Origin of the sequence: Marmoricola sp. URHB0036, assembly GCF_000426045.1 — a bacterium.
GTDB lineage: Bacteria > Actinomycetota > Actinomycetes > Propionibacteriales > Nocardioidaceae > Marmoricola.
In genome coordinates, this window is the sequence record NZ_AUEP01000010.1 from 196,451 (window position 1) to 212,077 (window position 15,627).

Annotated in this window: 18 protein-coding genes; 10 read left to right on the top strand and 8 right to left on the bottom strand. The window is 70.0% G+C overall.

What is annotated here, in order from left to right; all coding sequences use genetic code 11:
- Window positions 1-226: 226 nt before the first annotated feature.
- On the bottom strand, window positions 227-2,422 hold the full coding sequence (locus H976_RS0113145) for an RNA degradosome polyphosphate kinase (protein WP_081682875.1): 2,196 nt from the start codon (window positions 2,420-2,422) through the stop codon (window positions 227-229).
- A gap of 56 nt (window positions 2,423-2,478) precedes the next feature.
- Between H976_RS0113145 and H976_RS0113150 the strand changes: the two genes are divergently transcribed.
- A complete protein-coding gene (locus H976_RS0113150; protein WP_036226224.1) occupies window positions 2,479-3,525 on the top strand; it encodes an alpha/beta hydrolase in 1,047 nt (348 codons plus the stop codon).
- 8 nt (window positions 3,526-3,533) lie between these two features.
- Here H976_RS0113150 and H976_RS0113155 read toward each other — a convergent pair whose 3' ends face one another.
- The 4 genes from H976_RS0113155 to H976_RS0113170 form a co-directional block, all read right to left on the bottom strand.
- Window positions 3,534-4,679, bottom strand: coding sequence for a hypothetical protein (locus tag H976_RS0113155; RefSeq protein WP_027861923.1), 1,146 nt, complete (start codon window positions 4,677-4,679; stop codon window positions 3,534-3,536).
- Complete coding sequence (locus tag H976_RS0113160; RefSeq protein WP_027861924.1) at window positions 4,672-5,175, bottom strand: SigE family RNA polymerase sigma factor; 504 nt, start codon at window positions 5,173-5,175, stop codon at window positions 4,672-4,674. The genes H976_RS0113155 and H976_RS0113160 overlap by 8 nt, the downstream gene beginning before the upstream one ends.
- Window positions 5,176-5,255: 80 nt before the next feature.
- Window positions 5,256-6,161, bottom strand: a complete 906-nt coding sequence (mshD, locus tag H976_RS0113165) for a mycothiol synthase (protein ID WP_051276781.1) — start codon at window positions 6,159-6,161, stop codon at window positions 5,256-5,258.
- Window positions 6,162-6,170: 9 nt separating this feature from the next.
- A complete protein-coding gene (locus H976_RS0113170) occupies window positions 6,171-6,935 on the bottom strand; it encodes a response regulator transcription factor (protein WP_027861926.1) in 765 nt (254 codons plus the stop codon).
- Window positions 6,936-7,022: 87 nt separating this feature from the next.
- On the opposite strand from H976_RS0113170, the gene H976_RS0113175 reads away from it, so the two are divergent.
- The 8 genes from H976_RS0113175 (at window position 7,023) to H976_RS0113210 (ending at window position 12,731) form a co-directional block, all read left to right on the top strand.
- Entirely contained in the window at window positions 7,023-7,322 is a 300-nt protein-coding gene (locus H976_RS0113175) for a MoaD/ThiS family protein (protein WP_051276782.1), read from the top strand.
- Between the two features lie 45 nt (window positions 7,323-7,367).
- Window positions 7,368-7,844 (top strand): thioredoxin family protein, encoded by a 477-nt coding sequence (locus tag H976_RS0113180; protein ID WP_027861928.1) that lies wholly within the window; start codon window positions 7,368-7,370, stop codon window positions 7,842-7,844.
- A gap of 267 nt (window positions 7,845-8,111) precedes the next feature.
- Window positions 8,112-8,606 carry a DUF4395 domain-containing protein gene (locus tag H976_RS26175; protein ID WP_051276783.1) on the top strand — a complete coding sequence of 165 codons (495 nt, stop codon included), beginning with the start codon at window positions 8,112-8,114 and terminating at the stop codon, window positions 8,604-8,606.
- A gap of 52 nt (window positions 8,607-8,658) precedes the next feature.
- Window positions 8,659-9,507 (top strand): sulfurtransferase, encoded by an 849-nt coding sequence (locus H976_RS0113190; RefSeq protein ID WP_027861929.1) that lies wholly within the window; start codon window positions 8,659-8,661, stop codon window positions 9,505-9,507.
- Window positions 9,507-9,818, top strand: coding sequence for a DUF1416 domain-containing protein (locus tag H976_RS0113195; protein ID WP_027861930.1), 312 nt, complete (start codon window positions 9,507-9,509; stop codon window positions 9,816-9,818). The genes H976_RS0113190 and H976_RS0113195 overlap by 1 nt, the downstream gene beginning before the upstream one ends.
- Before the next feature lie 102 nt (window positions 9,819-9,920).
- On the top strand, window positions 9,921-10,349 hold the full coding sequence (locus H976_RS28845; RefSeq protein ID WP_051276784.1) for a VanZ family protein: 429 nt from the start codon (window positions 9,921-9,923) through the stop codon (window positions 10,347-10,349).
- 95 nt (window positions 10,350-10,444) lie between these two features.
- Complete coding sequence (locus H976_RS0113205) at window positions 10,445-11,764, top strand: UDP-glucose/GDP-mannose dehydrogenase family protein (RefSeq protein ID WP_027861931.1); 1,320 nt, start codon at window positions 10,445-10,447, stop codon at window positions 11,762-11,764.
- Between the two features lie 46 nt (window positions 11,765-11,810).
- The gene (locus H976_RS0113210; RefSeq protein WP_155918230.1) at window positions 11,811-12,731 is read left to right on the top strand and encodes a hypothetical protein; all 921 of its coding nucleotides are present in this window, start codon (window positions 11,811-11,813) and stop codon (window positions 12,729-12,731) included.
- On the opposite strand, the gene dtd is transcribed toward H976_RS0113210, so the two are convergent.
- Both dtd and H976_RS0113220 read right to left on the bottom strand, forming a co-directional pair.
- Complete coding sequence (gene dtd / locus H976_RS0113215) at window positions 12,728-13,168, bottom strand: D-aminoacyl-tRNA deacylase (protein WP_027861933.1); 441 nt, start codon at window positions 13,166-13,168, stop codon at window positions 12,728-12,730. The two genes, H976_RS0113210 and dtd, sit on opposite strands and share 4 nt — an antisense overlap.
- A gap of 5 nt (window positions 13,169-13,173) precedes the next feature.
- Window positions 13,174-13,995 carry a 3-keto-5-aminohexanoate cleavage protein gene (locus tag H976_RS0113220; RefSeq protein WP_027861934.1) on the bottom strand — a complete coding sequence of 274 codons (822 nt, stop codon included), beginning with the start codon at window positions 13,993-13,995 and terminating at the stop codon, window positions 13,174-13,176.
- Window positions 13,996-14,062: 67 nt separating this feature from the next.
- Between H976_RS0113220 and H976_RS0113225 the strand changes: the two genes are divergently transcribed.
- Window positions 14,063-14,965, top strand: coding sequence for a DUF1707 domain-containing protein (locus tag H976_RS0113225; RefSeq protein WP_027861935.1), 903 nt, complete (start codon window positions 14,063-14,065; stop codon window positions 14,963-14,965).
- Between the two features lie 218 nt (window positions 14,966-15,183).
- On the opposite strand, the gene H976_RS26185 is transcribed toward H976_RS0113225, so the two are convergent.
- On the bottom strand, window positions 15,184-15,444 hold the full coding sequence (locus tag H976_RS26185; protein WP_231388910.1) for a GIY-YIG nuclease family protein: 261 nt from the start codon (window positions 15,442-15,444) through the stop codon (window positions 15,184-15,186).
- Between the last annotated feature and the right edge of the window lie 183 nt (window positions 15,445-15,627).

Sequence of the window (15,627 nt, forward strand, 5' to 3'; positions counted from 1 at the left end):
GTCAACCCCGCTCGACCCCGGGCATGCGAATGTGACTGGCGTGGCCGAAGTGGCCTTCCTTCGTCCCTGGCGTCACATTCGCATGTTCTGGGCAGGGGAGGGTCCGGGCATCCGTCCGGCGGGCGCTGCGAACATGCGAATGTGACTCGCGTGATCTGAATGGCGCCCATCAGTCCCTCGCGCCACATTCGCATGTTCGGCGCGCCCCCACCCCCGCGCAGCCCCCTCAGCGAGCTCGGCGCCGCCGGTGGGTGGCGATGAGCTGCTCCTGGAGGTTCAGGAGGGGCTTCCCGTCGGGGGAGGTGGCCTGGGTCCAGGTGCCCTCCGAATCGAGCTCCCAGCCGGCGGTGTGCTCGTCGAAGGCGAGGTCGAGGACGTTGGCGACCTCCTGCACCTCGGCCGTCGAGGGCAGCTTGACCAGGACTTCGACGCGGCGGTCGAGGTTGCGGTGCATCAGGTCGGCCGAGCCGATCCAGGCGACCGGCTCGTCGCCGTTCTCGAAGTACATGATCCGGCTGTGCTCGAGGTAGCGGCCCAGCACCGAGCGCACGCGGATCGTCTCCGACAGGCCGGGTACGCCGGGGCGTACGGCGCAGATGCCGCGGATCAACAGCTCGACGGGTACGCCGGCCCGCGAGGCCGTGTAGAGCGCGTCGATGATCGCCTCGTCCACGATCGAGTTGGCCTTGATCCGGATGCGTGCCGGTCGACCCTCGCGCTGGTGGGCGATCTCGGTGTTGATGGCCTCGATCAGCCCGCTGCGCACGTCGTCGGGGGCGACCAGGAGCTCGGCGTAGGTGGCGTTGCGCGAGAAGCCGCTCAGGTTGTTGAACAGGTGCGCGACGTCCTCGCCGATGGCCTCGTCGGTGGTGAGCAGGCCGAAGTCCTCGTAGAGCCGGGCGGTCTTCGGGTTGTAGTTGCCGGTGCCGATGTGGGTGTAGCGGCGGATGCCCTCCGGCTCGTCGCGCACGACCATGGCCAGCTTGCAGTGGGTCTTCAGCCCGACCAGGCCGTAGACGACGTGGCAGCCGGCGTGCTCGAGCTTGCGGGCCCAGCGGATGTTGGCCTGCTCGTCGAAGCGGGCCTTGATCTCGACGATCACCAGCACCTGCTTGCCGGCCTCGGCGGCGTCGACCAGGGCGTCGATGATCGGCGAGTCACCCGAGGTCCGGTAGAGCGTCTGCTTGATCGCGAGCACGTGCGGGTCGGCGGCTGCCTGCTCGATGAAGCGCTGCACCGAGGTGCTGAACGAGTCGTACGGGTGGTGCAGGAGTACGTCGCCGCGCTGCAGCGCCTTGAACACGTCGACCGGCGACGCCGACTCGACCGGGGCCAGCCGGGAGTGCGTGGCCGGGATGAAGTTCGGGTACTTCAGGTCCTCGCGGTCCAGGTCGGCGATGTCGTGCAGCCCGCGCAGGTCCAGCGGTCCGGGCAGCCGGAACACCTCGGCCTCGCTGACGTCGAGCTCGCTGATCAGCAGCTCCAGCACGTGCTCGTCGATGTTCTCCTCGACCTCGAGCCGCACCGGAGGCCCGAACCGGCGCCGCAGGAGCTCCTTCTCGAGCGCCTTCAGCAGGTTCTCGGCGTCGTCCTCTTCGACCTCGAGGTCCTCGTTGCGTGTCACCCGGAAGGTGTTCACGCTGAGGATCTCCATGCCGGGGAAGAGGCGCTTGAGGTGCTCGCCGATGACGTCCTCGAGCGGCACGAAGCGCTGGTTGCCCAACGCCACGAAGCGGTCGAAGATCGGCGGCACCTTGACCCGCGCGAAGTGTTCCTTGTCGGTCTTGGGGTTGCGCACCAGCACCGCGAGGTTGAGCGAGAGCCCGGAGATGTAGGGGAACGGGTGGGCCGGGTCGACCGCAAGGGGTGTCAGCACCGGAAAGACCCGATCCTTGAACAGCCGCTTGCAGCTGCGCTGCTCGTCGCGGTCGAGGTCGGACCAGCGGACCAGCTCGATGTGCTCCTTGGCCAATGCCGGGACGATCTCCTCGCGGAAGACGCGGGCGTGCCGCTCCATCAGCTCCGCGGTGCCGTCCCAGATCTGGTCCAGCACCTCGCGCGGCATCAGGCCCGACGCCGCGCGTACGGCGACCCCGGCGGCGATGCGTCGCTTGAGTCCGGCCACGCGAACCATGAAGAACTCGTCGAGGTTGCTGGCGAAGATGGCCAGGAACCGCACCCGCTCCAGCAACGGCAGGTTGTCGTTCTCGGCCAGCTCCAGCACCCGCTGGTTGAAGCGCAGCCACGACAGCTCGCGGTCGAGGAAGCGGTCCTGGAACTCCGCCGGTTCGAAGTCGACCTCGTCCGGGTCGTAGGGCGGGTCGACGTCGAAGATGTCGGCTGGCACGACGCGCAGGCTCGGGTCGAGTGGGCCGGCCTCCGTGTCAGAACCCACTGCGGTCTGGAAGCTCTCGGTCGACATGGCCGAAGTCTGACACCGGAACGTGAACAGTGGGTATCTGTCATAGGTTGACGCCCGTGCCCCGACTCCTCGACCAGGCCCAGGCGCTCGTCATCCGCACCGCGATGAACCTGCCGGCACGCGTGCAGCGCGCCCTCAACCGTCGGCCGGTGCTGGTCGACGGGCTCGAGCTCTCGCCCGAGGTCCAGCTGATGCTCACCCTGAAGCGGCTGGCCCGGGTGCCCGCCGCCGAGACCCTTCCCGTGGCGCAGGCGCGGATCGAGCTGTCGCGCCAGCAGTGGATGGTCGGCGGTCGGCAGACGGTCGGCGCCCTGCGCGACCTCGAGGTCGACGGAGCCGAGGGGCCGCTGCGGGCAAGGCTCTACATCCCGACCGAGCGGACCGGCCCCGACCCCGCGCCGACGATGTTGTTCATCCACGGCGGCGGCTGGATGTACGGCGACCTCGAGAGCCACGACCCCACCTGCCGGTTCCTGGCCGAGCGCTCCGGCGTACAGATCCTCGCGATCGACTACCGACTGGCGCCCGAGCACAAGTTCCCGGCGGCTGTCGAGGACTGCCAGGCGGCCTACCGCTGGCTGGTCGACCACGCCGACGACGTCAATGCCGACCCCGCGCGACTGGCGGTGGGCGGCGACTCGGCCGGCGGATCGCTCTCCCTGTCGACCGCGGTGTGGGCGGCCGAGAAGGGCCTGCCGCTCGCCTTCCAGCTGCTCATCTACCCCGGCGCCGACTTCGTCGAACGCACCGAGAGCCGGCGCCTGTTCGGTGAAGGATTCGTGCTGACCGAGGCGTTCATGTCCGGTGCCGAGGAGGCCTACTTCACGCCTGACGCCGACAAGGGCCACCCGGACGCATCGGGCCTGCGACGCGTGGACTTCCCGGCGGGACTCGCCCCGGCCCACGTGGTCACCGCGGGCTACGACCCGCTGCGCGACGAGGGCGAGGCCCTGGTCCGGCTGCTGGCCGAGAACGGCGTGACGGTCGACCACAAGCGCTACCCGTCGATGATCCACGGGTTCGTCCACCTGGTCGGCGCCGGCCACGAGGGTCCGGCGTACAACCAGGAGATCGCCGAGCGTCTACGTCGCGCCTTGGCCTGAGGTCGAGTTCAGCTCTCGTAGCTGGCTCCGCCGAGCTTGACGGCACCGTCGCCGATCTCCAGGTCGATCCGGTCGCAGCTGCCGTCCTGGGGGTCGCACACGGTGATGCGGTCCTTCTTGGCATCGACGCTCAGGGTGTGCCCGTCGGGCGTCCAGCCGTAGACCTGACCCGGGAGCTCGGTCGTCTGGCCGGTCTGGAGGTCGAGGAACTCTGACGGGGCGGGCTTGATGGCCAGCTCACCCTTCTCGTTGTAGGCGAGGTAGCCGGAGATGCGCAGGAAACGGCCGTCCGGGGAGAAGGTGGCGAAGGTCTCCTCACCCCGCGACGGCGTCGTGCGGACCGTGGCGCCGGTGGCGAAGTCCGCGACCGTCAGCGACGGCCCGTTGTCGCCGGTTGAGAGGTAACGCCCGTGGGCCGCCTCGAAGACGGCTCCCCTCGTGCCGGGGACGAGCCGCGTCTTGCCCGTGCTCCAGTCGAACTCGCGCCATCCCTCGTCGAAGAGTCCCCAGACGCGGGTGCCGGACATCGACGCCGGCGGCGCCTCCCAGCCGCCCCACGTGAACCGACCGTCGACCACCTTGCGCGCGACCTCCCGGCCGGTGCGCAGGTCGACGACGACGAAGGACCAGCGCGAGCCGGTGGGCTCGAGGTAGGCGATGTCAGGGCTCTGCGGGTCCGTCGCGGGGACGCGATCACCCATGCGGAGGTCGATCTGCCGGGTGGTCCCGTCAGGGTGGATGAGCGTGTACTGCGAGGGACCGGGCTCGTCGAGGTAGGAGCGCTTTCCCATCCGGATGAGGACACCCTCGGAGGTGTAGTAGATCGACTTGATCTTCTCCTCGAAGTGGACCTTGTGATTACCGATGTAGATCGTGCTGCCTGCGGCGAAGGCGCCGTAGGTGCCGTACGCCGGGACAGCCGCTGCGTTCTCGAAGCGAGCCTGCGCCGAGGCAACCGTGCCGGAGTCGTCGAGGTGCACGAGTCCCACGCCGGCGGCGACGATGGCAGCCGCGGCGACGCCGACGACTCCACGGGTGGCCCGACGTCGGAGGCGGAAGGAGCGAGCGCGACGGATGATCAGGTCGGGCCGTGCCTCGGGGACGTCCACGGCGTCCGCCTCGGTGGCGAGGAGGGTGCTGAGCCGTTCAGTCATGGTGGGCTCCTTCGGGGAGGATGTCGGTGGCCAGCAAAGTGCGCAGCTTGGCGAGGGCGTGGGAGGTCTGGCTCTTGACCGTCCCGGTGCTGAGGTTGAGCAGGCGTGCGGTCTCGTTGACGCTGAGGTCCTCGTGGAAGCGGAGCACGACCACGGCCCGCTGCCCCGGAGGCAGCTGTTCGAGGGCCTCCATCACCGAGGACTCGGCGTCGCCGTCGCGATGTGGTTGCTCGGGGAGGGTGCCGGTCGCGAGCTCGTTCTTCCAGCCCCGGCGCCGGAACCACGAGCTCGCGGTGTTGACGAGGGTCGCCCGGACATAGCCGCGGGGAGACTCCGAGTCGCGCACGCGGCTCCACACGATGAAGGTCTTGGCCAGCGCGCTCTGCACGAGGTCCTCGGCCAGCCCGTGGTCGCCCAGCATCAGATAGGCCGTGCGGTACAGCGACGGCCACTCCTTCTGCACGAAGGCGGTGAACTCGTCCTCGGGTTTCGCCATCAGCCCTCCAGTGCTCGGCTCACCCACACAGACGCTGTGAGTGCCCGGATCGGTTGCACGAGGGCTCGGGAGCTGTGGGACTACGCCCCGCCGTTGGAGGTGCCGCGGTACTGCACCTCGGTGCGGTCCACGCCGAAGCCCTGCCCGGTGTACACGGCGATCGCCGGGTCGTTGTCGCCGTCGACGTACAGCAGCACCGAGTCGAGGCCGCGGTCCTTGAGGTAGGCCAGGCCGGCGGCGGTCAGCACCGTGCCCAGCCCGCGACCGGCCGCCTTGGGGTTGACCGCGACCACGTAGACCTCGCCGTACGGCGGGTCCTCGTCGGTGTGCACCTTGGTCCAGTGGAAGCCCAGCAGGGGTGGGAGGTCGCTGTCGCTGTCGGTGGGTACGGCGAGCAGCAACCCGGCCGGGTCGAACCAGGACTCGCTGGTGCGCTCGCGGAAGTCCTCGTGCGTCATGTGGCCCTGCTCGGGGTGGTGGGCAAACGCGCTCGCGTTCACCTCCAGCAGTGCCTTCTCGTCGTCGGGCTGGAAGCCTCGGATCGTGATCCCGTCGGGTGCCTGGACGGGCGCCAGGTCGTCGAGCAGCGACTTGCGCATGATCTTCAGCTCGCGCTGGCGGGGGATCCCGAACTTCTCGGCCAGTGCGGCGGCACCGGGGTGGTCCGCGTGCGACCAGGCCTCGACCTTGCGGCCCGCGGGCAGTGCCTCGGCCGCCAGGGCGGTACCGACTCCCTGTCCACGCGACTCGGGGTGCACGGCGAGGTCGAGGATGTCACCGTGGCGCAGCGCGAAACCGCCTCCACCGACCCACAGGTCCGCGTCGCGCAGGCCGCGGTGCTTGAGCTGGAGGACCGCCTGCTCATTGAGGGTGGTGGCGCCGTCGTTCGCGGTCGAGGCACGCGCGATGCGGCGTACCTCCGCGGCGGGGCCGTCCTCGGCCGCCCAGTCGAAGTCGTCCGAGCTGATCCGGTCGATCTGCACCATGGCAGGAGGCTATGCCACGGTGTCGCTGCTGGGGGCCGTTGCCTGCTCCGCATCGTCCGCGACAGCGCCTGTCCTGCTCGCGCCACCCTGGTCGCGCGGAGGCAGCACGAACCGGTAGCCCACGTTGCGCACGGTGCCGATCAGCGACTCGTGCTCCGTGCCGAGCTTGGCGCGCAGCCGGCGCACGTGGACGTCGACGGTGCGGGTGCCGCCGAAGTAGTCGTAGCCCCAGACCTCCTGCAGCAGCTGGTCACGCGTGAAGACGCGGCCCGGGTGCTGGGCGATGTACTTGAGCAGCTCGAACTCCTTGAAGGTGAGGTCGAGCACGCGGCCGCTGAGCTTGGCGGTGTACGTCGCCTCGTCCACCACCACCTCGCCGGAGCGGATGATGTGGGAGTCGGGGTCCGAGTCGTTGTTGCGCGCTGCCAGCTTGCCGATGGCGACCCGGATGCGGGCGTCGATCTCGGCCGGGCCGGCGCTCTCGAGGATGACGTCGTCCATCCCCCAGTCGGCCGCGACGACGGCCAGGCCGCCCTCGGTGACGATCAGGACGACCGGCTGGTCGGACCCGGTGGTCCGGATCAACCGGCACAGATCGCGTGCGTGGGCCAGCTCGCGCCGGCCGTCGACCATCAGCAGGTCGTGGTCGGGAGCCTCCAGGAGGGCGCTGCCCTCGGCGGGCAGGATCTTGACCTGGTGGCTGAGGAGCGCCAGGCCCGGGAGCACGTCAGCCGAGGGCTGCAGCGCTTTCGTCAGCAGGAGCACGGTGCCCATGGCACCTCCTGGGTGAGTGCTTGCGTCGGTCGGTGGGTCATCGACGCTGATGAACTTCCCCACCACAGATGCGTCAGGATATCCAACATGACGGCCGACGCTCACCGAGATCCCGGCACCGGACGTGTGATCTTGCGCTACTGGGCCTCCGCGCGCGCTGCAGCGGGCACCGACAGCGACGCCCTGGAGGTGTCCGGAGCGGTCACCCTGGCCGAGCTGGTAGGGCGGGCCCGCGAGGCCCACGCCGACTCCCCGCGGTTCTCCGAGGTGCTCTCCTGCTGCTCGATGATGGTGGGCGATCGTCCCGTCACCACCGAGGACCCGGCCGAGGTACTGGTCCAGCCCGGCGCCACCGTGGAGTTCCTGCCGCCCTTCGCCGGCGGCTGAGTCGAGACCGGGAAGCCTTTTGCCCGGTCCGTCGTTGGGCCAGTCATGAGCGCAGGAGTGTGGGTCCTGGCCGTGGCCGTCGTCGGCGCGATCGCGTTCGGGCTGTTCCGGGCCGCGACCGACGGCCGGTTCCGTGGCACCCACCGGGTCCTCGGGGCAGCGTCACCCTCACCGGCCGGGGCACCGGCCGAAGCTCCGCCCGCCGAGTCAGTGCTGGCCGGCACGCCGTGGGTCGGCGACCTGGGCGAACGGGCCACCCTGCTGCAGTTCTCCTCGGCGTTCTGCGCTCCCTGCCGGGCCGCCCGGCGGGTCCTCGGGGACGTGGCCGCCGCGACGCCGGGCGTCGCGCACATCGAGGTCGACGCCGAGCACCATCTCGACGTCGTACGCCGCCTCGGCATCCTGCGCACGCCGACCACGATCGTGCTCTCCGCCGACGGCGCCGAGGTCACCCGGGCGAGTGGTGCTCCGACGCGACAGCAGGTGCTCACCGCCCTGGGCCCGATGGTCGAGCAGCCGTGATGTCCATGATGTGGATGGTCTGCCCGAATGGTGAGACGGTCGATAGGTACCGTCCCCGCCCCTGCCTAGGCTTCCCCTCATGAGCTCGACCTTGCTGACCCGTCGCCGCGCAGTGGACCACTGCCGCGTGCGCTCGTCGCTGTGTCGAATGTCCTGACGGTCACCCCCGACCAACTTCCCCTTAGTCGATGAACTTGGTCGACTAAACTCGAGGGAGCGGCGACCGTCCGCGCATGCCACCGGACACCCCGGACACCAAGGAGAGCCATGAGCACACCCGAGCGAGCGAGCACCGGCCGCGGGCAGGACCACGGACAGATCGACCCGCGCGGTCCGCAGTTCAACGCGATGCTGACCAGCGTGGTGCTGGCGCTCACCCTGGTCACGGCACCCGACGCCGTGGGCGTGGTCCTGCTGGGCATCCAGACGGCCCTGTTCGCGACGGCGGTGGTCCTCGGCGTGCAGCGCACCCCGGCGGCGTACCTCTTCAAGACGCTGGTCCGGCCGCGCCTGGCGGCGCCGGCGCACCTCGAGGACCCGCAGCCGCCGCGGTTCGCGCAGGGCGTCGGTCTCGTCTTCGCGCTGGTCGGGCTCGTCGGATACCTCTCCGGCGTGACCGTGCTGGGCGCGGTGGCCACCGGGTTCGCCCTGGCGGCGGCCCTGCTGAACGCGGTCTTCGGCTACTGCCTGGGCTGTGAGCTGTACCTGCTGATCCGCCGTGTCGCACCCGCGCACAGCGCACCCGTCCACACGAACGCCTGATCCACACCACCCGAGAAACAGACCCGAGAAAAAAAGGAAGAAGAGGCACCACATGAGCCGCGAAACCGCACTGGTCACCGCTGACTGGGTGGAGGAGCATCTCGACGACCCCAGCATCGTGCTGATCGAGGTCGACGAGGACACCACCTCCTACGACAAGGGCCACATCCGCGGGGCCATCAAGCTCGACTGGACCACCGATCTGCAGGACCAGGTCCGTCGCGACTTCGTCAACAAGGAGCAGTTCGAGGCCCTTCTCTCCGACCGTGGCGTCGGCAACGACCACACCGTCGTGCTCTACGGCGGCAACAACAACTGGTTCGCCGCCTACGCCTACTGGTACTTCAAGCTCTACGGCCACGAGGACGTCAAGCTCCTCGACGGTGGTCGCAAGAAGTGGGAGCTCGACAGCCGCGAGCTGACCGACGAGGCCCCCACCCGCGAGAAGACCTCCTACACCGCGAAGGACCAGGACACCTCGATCCGCGCGTTCCGTGACGAGACGGTCGAGGCGATCGGCGTGAAGAACCTCGTCGACGTACGCAGCCCTGACGAGTACGCCGGCCGGCTGCTCGCCCCGGCCCACCTCCCGCAGGAGCAGGCCCAGCGTGCCGGTCACATCCCCACGGCCGCCAACGTGCCGTGGAGCAAGGCGGCCAACGACGACGGCACCTTCCGCTCCGACGACGAGCTGAAGGAGATCTACACCGAGGCCGGCGTCGACTGGAGCAAGGACACCATCGCCTACTGCCGCATCGGCGAGCGTTCCAGCCACACCTGGTTCGTGCTCAAGGAGCTGCTCGGCCAGCAGAACGTCAAGAACTACGACGGCTCCTGGACCGAGTACGGCTCCCTGGTCGGCGTACCCGTGACCCTCGGCGACGAGGCCGGTGAGGCCTGATGTGCGGAGCCACTGAGGGCGGTCTCTCGCTCGACGGCATCGACGTCGCCAAGGAGGCCATCATCCAGGGCCAGGTCGTGCGTGCCAACGTGAACGGGCAGGGTGACCCTGTCGGCAACGCCTACGTCCGGCTGCTCGACCGCACCGGTGAGTTCACAGCCGAGGTCCCGACCTCGGCGACCGGGCACTTCCGGTTCTTCGCCGGTCCGGGTGAGTGGACGCTGCGCACCCTGGCGCCGCGCATCCAGCCGGTGGACACCAAGGTGACCGCCGAGGTGGGCGCGATCCAGGAAGTCGCCGTCTCCGTCTAGACGACCAGCAGCGCTCGGCCACCGGCTCGCCGGAGGCCGGGCGCTGCTGCGTGTGTAGACCACTGGTCCGCGATCTTGGCCCGAGAGGATTTACTGGCCCCAGTGACCGAACAGCTGCAGCGCACGAGGGCACGGGGGGCAGGGCTCGCGGGGCGAGCCGGCCTTCCGCTGCTGCTCTACGTCCTGGTGCTGGCCGTGGTGCTGTTCTCGCCGACCTCGCACCTGCAGACCGCCCTCGTGAACGACCTGGTCCGGGTGCTGCAGGCCGTGCTTCCCGACTCGTGGGTCACCTTCACGCGGGTCGAGGTGCTGATGAACGCCGTGATCATCGCGCCGGTGAGCCTCCTCGGCTCGCGCGTCTGGCCCCGCCTGCGCTGGCAGGACTGGACGGCGTACGGCTTCGTCGGCGCCAGCACCGTCGAGCTGATCCAGGGAGTGCTGCTGCCCGGCCGCCACGCCAGCTTCAGCGACATCGTGGCCAACACGATCGGCGCCCTGCTCGGAGCCGTGCTCTACCGCCGTCTGCGCTGAGGCCCTCGACCGTTCGGCTGCTCGCCGCCTCGGCGACGCACGCACCTCTCCGTGCGGTCGCCGGCTGCTCACCTTCGCGCCGCATGGTGAGGGTCGTGAAGGTCTCCGTCTTCGGTTGCGGCTACCTGGGAGCGGTGCATGCCGCGTGCATGGCCAGCCTCGGGCACGACGTCGTGGGGGTGGACGTCCTTCCCGAGAAGGTCGACGCCCTGTCAGCGGGACGACCGCCGTTCCACGAGCCGGACTTCGCCGAGCTGCTGCAACGCGCGCTGGGCACCGGCCGGCTGGTGTTCACCAGCGATTCCGCTGCGGCCGCCGACGCGACGGTGCACTTCGTCTGCGTGGGTACGCCGCAGCGCAGGGGCGAGAACGCGGCCGACGTCTCCCACGTCGACGCCGCCGTCGGCAGCATCGTGCAGGTGCTGAAGCCGGGTGACCTGGTCGTCGGCAAGTCCACGGTGCCGGTGGGGACGGCAAGCCGGCTGGCCGACACTGTGCACGCTGCCTGCCCGGGGGCGCACCTGGTCTGGAACCCGGAGTTCCTGCGCGAAGGCCACGCCGTCGCCGACACCCTCGAGCCCGACCGCCTCGTCTACGGCGTGGGCACCGGCGATGCCCACGAGGAGACCGTCGTGGTGCTCGACGAGCTCTACGCGACAGTCCTCGCGAGCGGCGTACCCCGGCTGGTCACCGATCTCGCCACCGCCGAGCTGGTCAAGGCAGCCGCCAACTCCTTCCTCGCCACCAAGATCTCCTTCATCAACGCAATGGCCGAGGTGTGTGAGTCGGCGGGCGGCGACGTCACCGCGCTCGCCGACGCGATCGGGATGGACCAGCGGATCGGCCGCAGCTTCCTCAACGCGGGGCTGGGCTTCGGCGGCGGCTGCCTGCCCAAGGACATCCGGGCCTTCATGGCCCGCGCCGGCGAGCTGGGCGCCGACCAGGCCCTGACCTTCCTGCGGGAGGTCGACGCCATCAACATGCGGCGCAGGGTGCGGATGGTCGACCTGGCCCGTGAGGAGTGCGGCGGCTCCATCGCCGGCCGACGGATCGCGGTGCTCGGGGCCGCCTTCAAGCCGCACAGCGACGACGTACGGGACTCGCCCGCCCTCAACGTCGCCGCGCAGATGCAGCTCCAGGGCGCCTCGGTCGTGGTCACCGACCCCAAGGCGATCGCGAACGCGGCGCAGAGGTGGCCCGACCTCCAGTTCGCCGACACCGTCGAGGAGGCGCTGGCCGGTGCCGAGCTGGTGCTGGTGCTCACCGAGTGGCCGGAGTACGTCGAGCTCGACCCGGCCGAGGCCAAGAGGATGGTGGGGGAGGCTCGCGTGCTCGACGGACGCAACTGCCTCGACGCGGACGCCTGGCGGTCCGCTGGTTGGCACTACCGCGCGCTCGGTCGTCCCCGCGCCTGACGGAGGCGACATTTCCGGACGCGGCGCCCCCGATAGGCTCGGAAGCGTGTCTGGACCCACCCCGCCGGGCTCGTTGCCCCCCGAGGTGCCCGAGGAGTTCGCCGCTGCCTACCGGGCCGCCTACGAGCGCGCCCTCGCGGCCCAGAGCGAGGGGCCCGAGGACGAGGAGGAGCCGTCGACCGACAGCTCCGACACCGACGAGCTGCCACTGCGCCGCGGTCGGCTGGTCGTCGGCACCCACCGCACCGAGACCTACGACGACGAGCCGACCATGGTCGAGAAGGTCACCGACTCCCCGTGGTTCGTGCCCGTGCTGCTCGCGATGCTGGCCCTGCTGCTGGTGCTCGGGGCGTACGCCGTCGGCCGCGCCTTCGCCGGCAAGGTCAACAGCGACGACAAGCCCAGCTCCGAGCCCAGCGTGGTGATGAGCGAGGGCGGGAAGAACCAGGCACAGCAGCCCGTCTCCACCCAGGCACCCGGCAAGGGCGCCTGGGACGGCAAGGTCGAGCGGGTCGGCGGCGTACGCGCCAAGGCGACCTGCACCTCGCCGCCGGGCCAGGACGCGAGTGGTGCCAAGGTCAGCTATGCCGCGGCCAACCTCACCGACGGCGTGGCCGACACGACCTGGCGCTGCGACGGCACCGGGATCGGCAAGAAGATCACCCTCAGGCTGCCCGACACGATGCCCATCGGCGAGGTCGGCCTGATCCCCGGCTACGCCAAGACCGACGACGCCACCGGTGACGACCGCTACGCCGAGAACAACCGGGTCACGCGGGTGCGCTGGACGATCGGCGATGTGGTGGTGGACCAGAAGGTGAACGGCTCGACCAGCGACCGCAGCCTGCGGCTGCTGCGGGTGCCGAGGAGCGAGACCGACCAGGTGCAGCTGGAGATCCTGGCGGTGGACAAGGGTCCGCGCAACACGACCGCGATCAGCGAGGTCCAGCTCGGCCGGGCCAGCTAGCCGTTCTGGCCGGGCGAGTCGAGCACCATCGTGATCGGCCCGTCGTTGGTCAGCTGCACCAGCATCTGGGCGCCGAACACGCCCCGCTCGACGTGGGTCCCGGCGTCCTCGAGGCCGCTGCACACGGCCTCGTAGAGCGGTTCGGAGACCTCTCCGGGAGCGGCTGCCTGCCAGGTCGGTCGGCGACCCTTGCGGGCGTCGCCGTACAACGTGAACTGGCTGACCACCAGCACCGGTCCGCCCAGCTCGGCGACCGACCGCTCGTCGCGCATGATCCGCAGGTCCCTGATCTTGCGCACCATCCAGGCCACCTGGTCGGGACCGTCATCGTGGGTGATCCCGAGGAGCACGACGAGTCCGGGCTCGTCGATCCGGCCCACCACCTCACCGTCGACGGTGACGGAGGCGGACGTGGCTCTCTGGAGGACGGCGCGCATCGCGGTCAGATCATGCCGAGCAGCGCGCGGGCCTCGGCCGGCGTCATCGGGGTGCGCTGTGCCATCCGGCCCAGCTCGGCGGCGCGGCTCACCAGCTGGTCGTTGTGCTCGACCGGGACGCCCTTGGCGAGGGTGAGCACGTCCTCCATGCCGACCCGGAGGTGGCCGCCCTTGGACAGCGAGGCGAGCGCCACCGCGAGGGTCGACCGGCCGATCCCGGTGGCCGACCAGCTCGTCGTCTCGGCCGGCAGGGCGGCCACGGCCGCGACGAGTGCGTCCGCCGTACCCGGCATGCCACCGGGCACGCCCATCACCAGGTCGGCGTGCACCTTGCCGCCGTGGGGCAGGCCGTACTTCGCAAGCAGCCGGTGCAGGGCCGCGACCTGGCCGAGGTCGAACAGCTCGAACTCCGGCACCACGCCGCGCTCCTGGCTCAGCTGGTAGAGGTCGCAGACGAACGGCCACGGGTTGAGGAAGACGTCGTTGCCGAAGTTTGTGGTCCCCATCGTCAGGCTGCAGGAGTCCGGCTCCGCATCCAGCACCTTGAGCCGGTCGTCCAGCGGGTCGTGCACCGAGCCGCCGGTCGACAGCTGTACGACGAGGTCGGTGTGCTCGTGCAACGCGACGACGGTGTCTCGCAGCCTGCCCTGGTCGAGGGTGGGTCGATGCTCTCCGTCTCGGATGTGGACGTGGATCATCGCTGCTCCGGCCGCCTCGCACCGCTGTGCGGTCTCGACGAGCTCGTCGAGCGTGGTCGGCAGCTGCGGGCAGTCGCTCTTCGCCGTCTCGGCCCCCGTCGGGGCGACGGTGATCAGTAGGTCTCCCATGGCGGCGACGCTATCGCTGGCAGGCGATAGCCCGGACGGCCGTCCTCCCTGGCCCTACTGTTCTCACGTGGACGACCTCCAGCGACCGCCGACCGACGGTGACCGTGAGCAGGTGGTCGCGCGCGTCAACCGGGCTCACGACCAGGGTCGGATCAGCACGGCCGACCGCGACATCCGGCTCGGCAACGTGCGGTCGGCGCAGAGCATGGCCGAGCTGGACCTGATGAGCCGAGACCTCGACCAGCTCGAGGCCGCCCTGCCGTACAGCACGTTCGACCCCGCTGCCGGGGTCGGTCCCCAGGCGGTCAGCGTCTCTGCCCCTCCACGTCGGATCGTTCTGGCCGTGACGCTCGTCGTGGTGCTCGTCGTGATCGCGGTCGCCGCCCTCGTCGTGGTCGGCTTCCGGGTCTCCCGCTCCTCCGACGAGGCATCGCCGCCGTCTCCGGCGGGGCCGGTCGACCCGGCGTCCGAGGAGCCGGCCACGGCACCGGACACCGATCCCGGGGTCGACCCACCGGCCGCACCGGCGTACTCCCTCAGCGCGAGCGGCGTCCGCAGCTTCCTGGCCACCTACCGCAAGAGGTTCGGCACCAGCCGGGTCGTGGACATCACCTTCTACGGCGACTACGTCATCGTGAACGTGCCGGTGCCCGGCAAGGCCCGTCAGGAGGGCTGGCTCTACCGGAAGGGCACCTGGACCGGCTTCGGCGGCATCCGCGCCACCTTCCCCGGGACCCAGGTGGTCGACACCAACCGCCTCGACATCGCGGCCCTGGCCCGCAACATCGCCCGCGCCAAGCGCACCCTCAACGTCGAGCAACCCCAGGCCTACGTGATCATCCGGTTCATGCCGCAGATCGACCAGACCCCGAGCGTCGACGTACACGTCAGCAACACGTTCCAGGAGTCCGGCTACCTCGCCACCACCCTCGACGGCAAGGTCCAGCGCGCCTACCCCTACACCCGCTGACTCTCTCCCCGGTGGGCGGTTAGTGGACTAGGTGGGCGATCAGTCGAGACCACCCCCGGCAACTAGGTGGTCGAGCAGCGAGCGTCAGCGAGCGATCAGTCGAGACCACCCCCGGCAACTAGGTGGTCGAGCAGCGAGCGTCAGCGAGCGATCAGTCGAGACCACCCCCGGCACCCCTCATCCCTCACCACGCTTCATCCAGCCGGTCCGGCCGCGGCTCAGCAGGGGCAGATCGTCGAACCGGCCCTCGATGAGTGCCTCGCGCTTGCCCGCGACCAGTTCTGGATCTTCTTCTCCAGCGCGAAGGCCTCGGCGACGTTGTGGTACTCGGCTGCCCACGCCACCGTCACCGGGCGTCGCCACTTCGTGTACGCCGCGCCGATGCCCTCGTTGTGCTGCCACAGCCGGCGTTCCATGTCGAGGGTGCTGCCGACGTAGTAGGAGCCGTCGGCGCAGCGGAGGATGTAGACCCAGGCCATTCGAGCAGCGTGCTTGCCAGCTGATCTGATGGCCAGCCGATCTGGCTCGCCTGTGGAGAACTGGGTGGTGGCGGCTCGTTGTGGCTCAGGTGGTCTCGACTATCCGCTCGCTGGCGCTCGCTGCTCGACCACCTTGGGTTGGGGGTGGTCTCGACTATCCGCTCGCTGGCGCTCGCTGCTCGA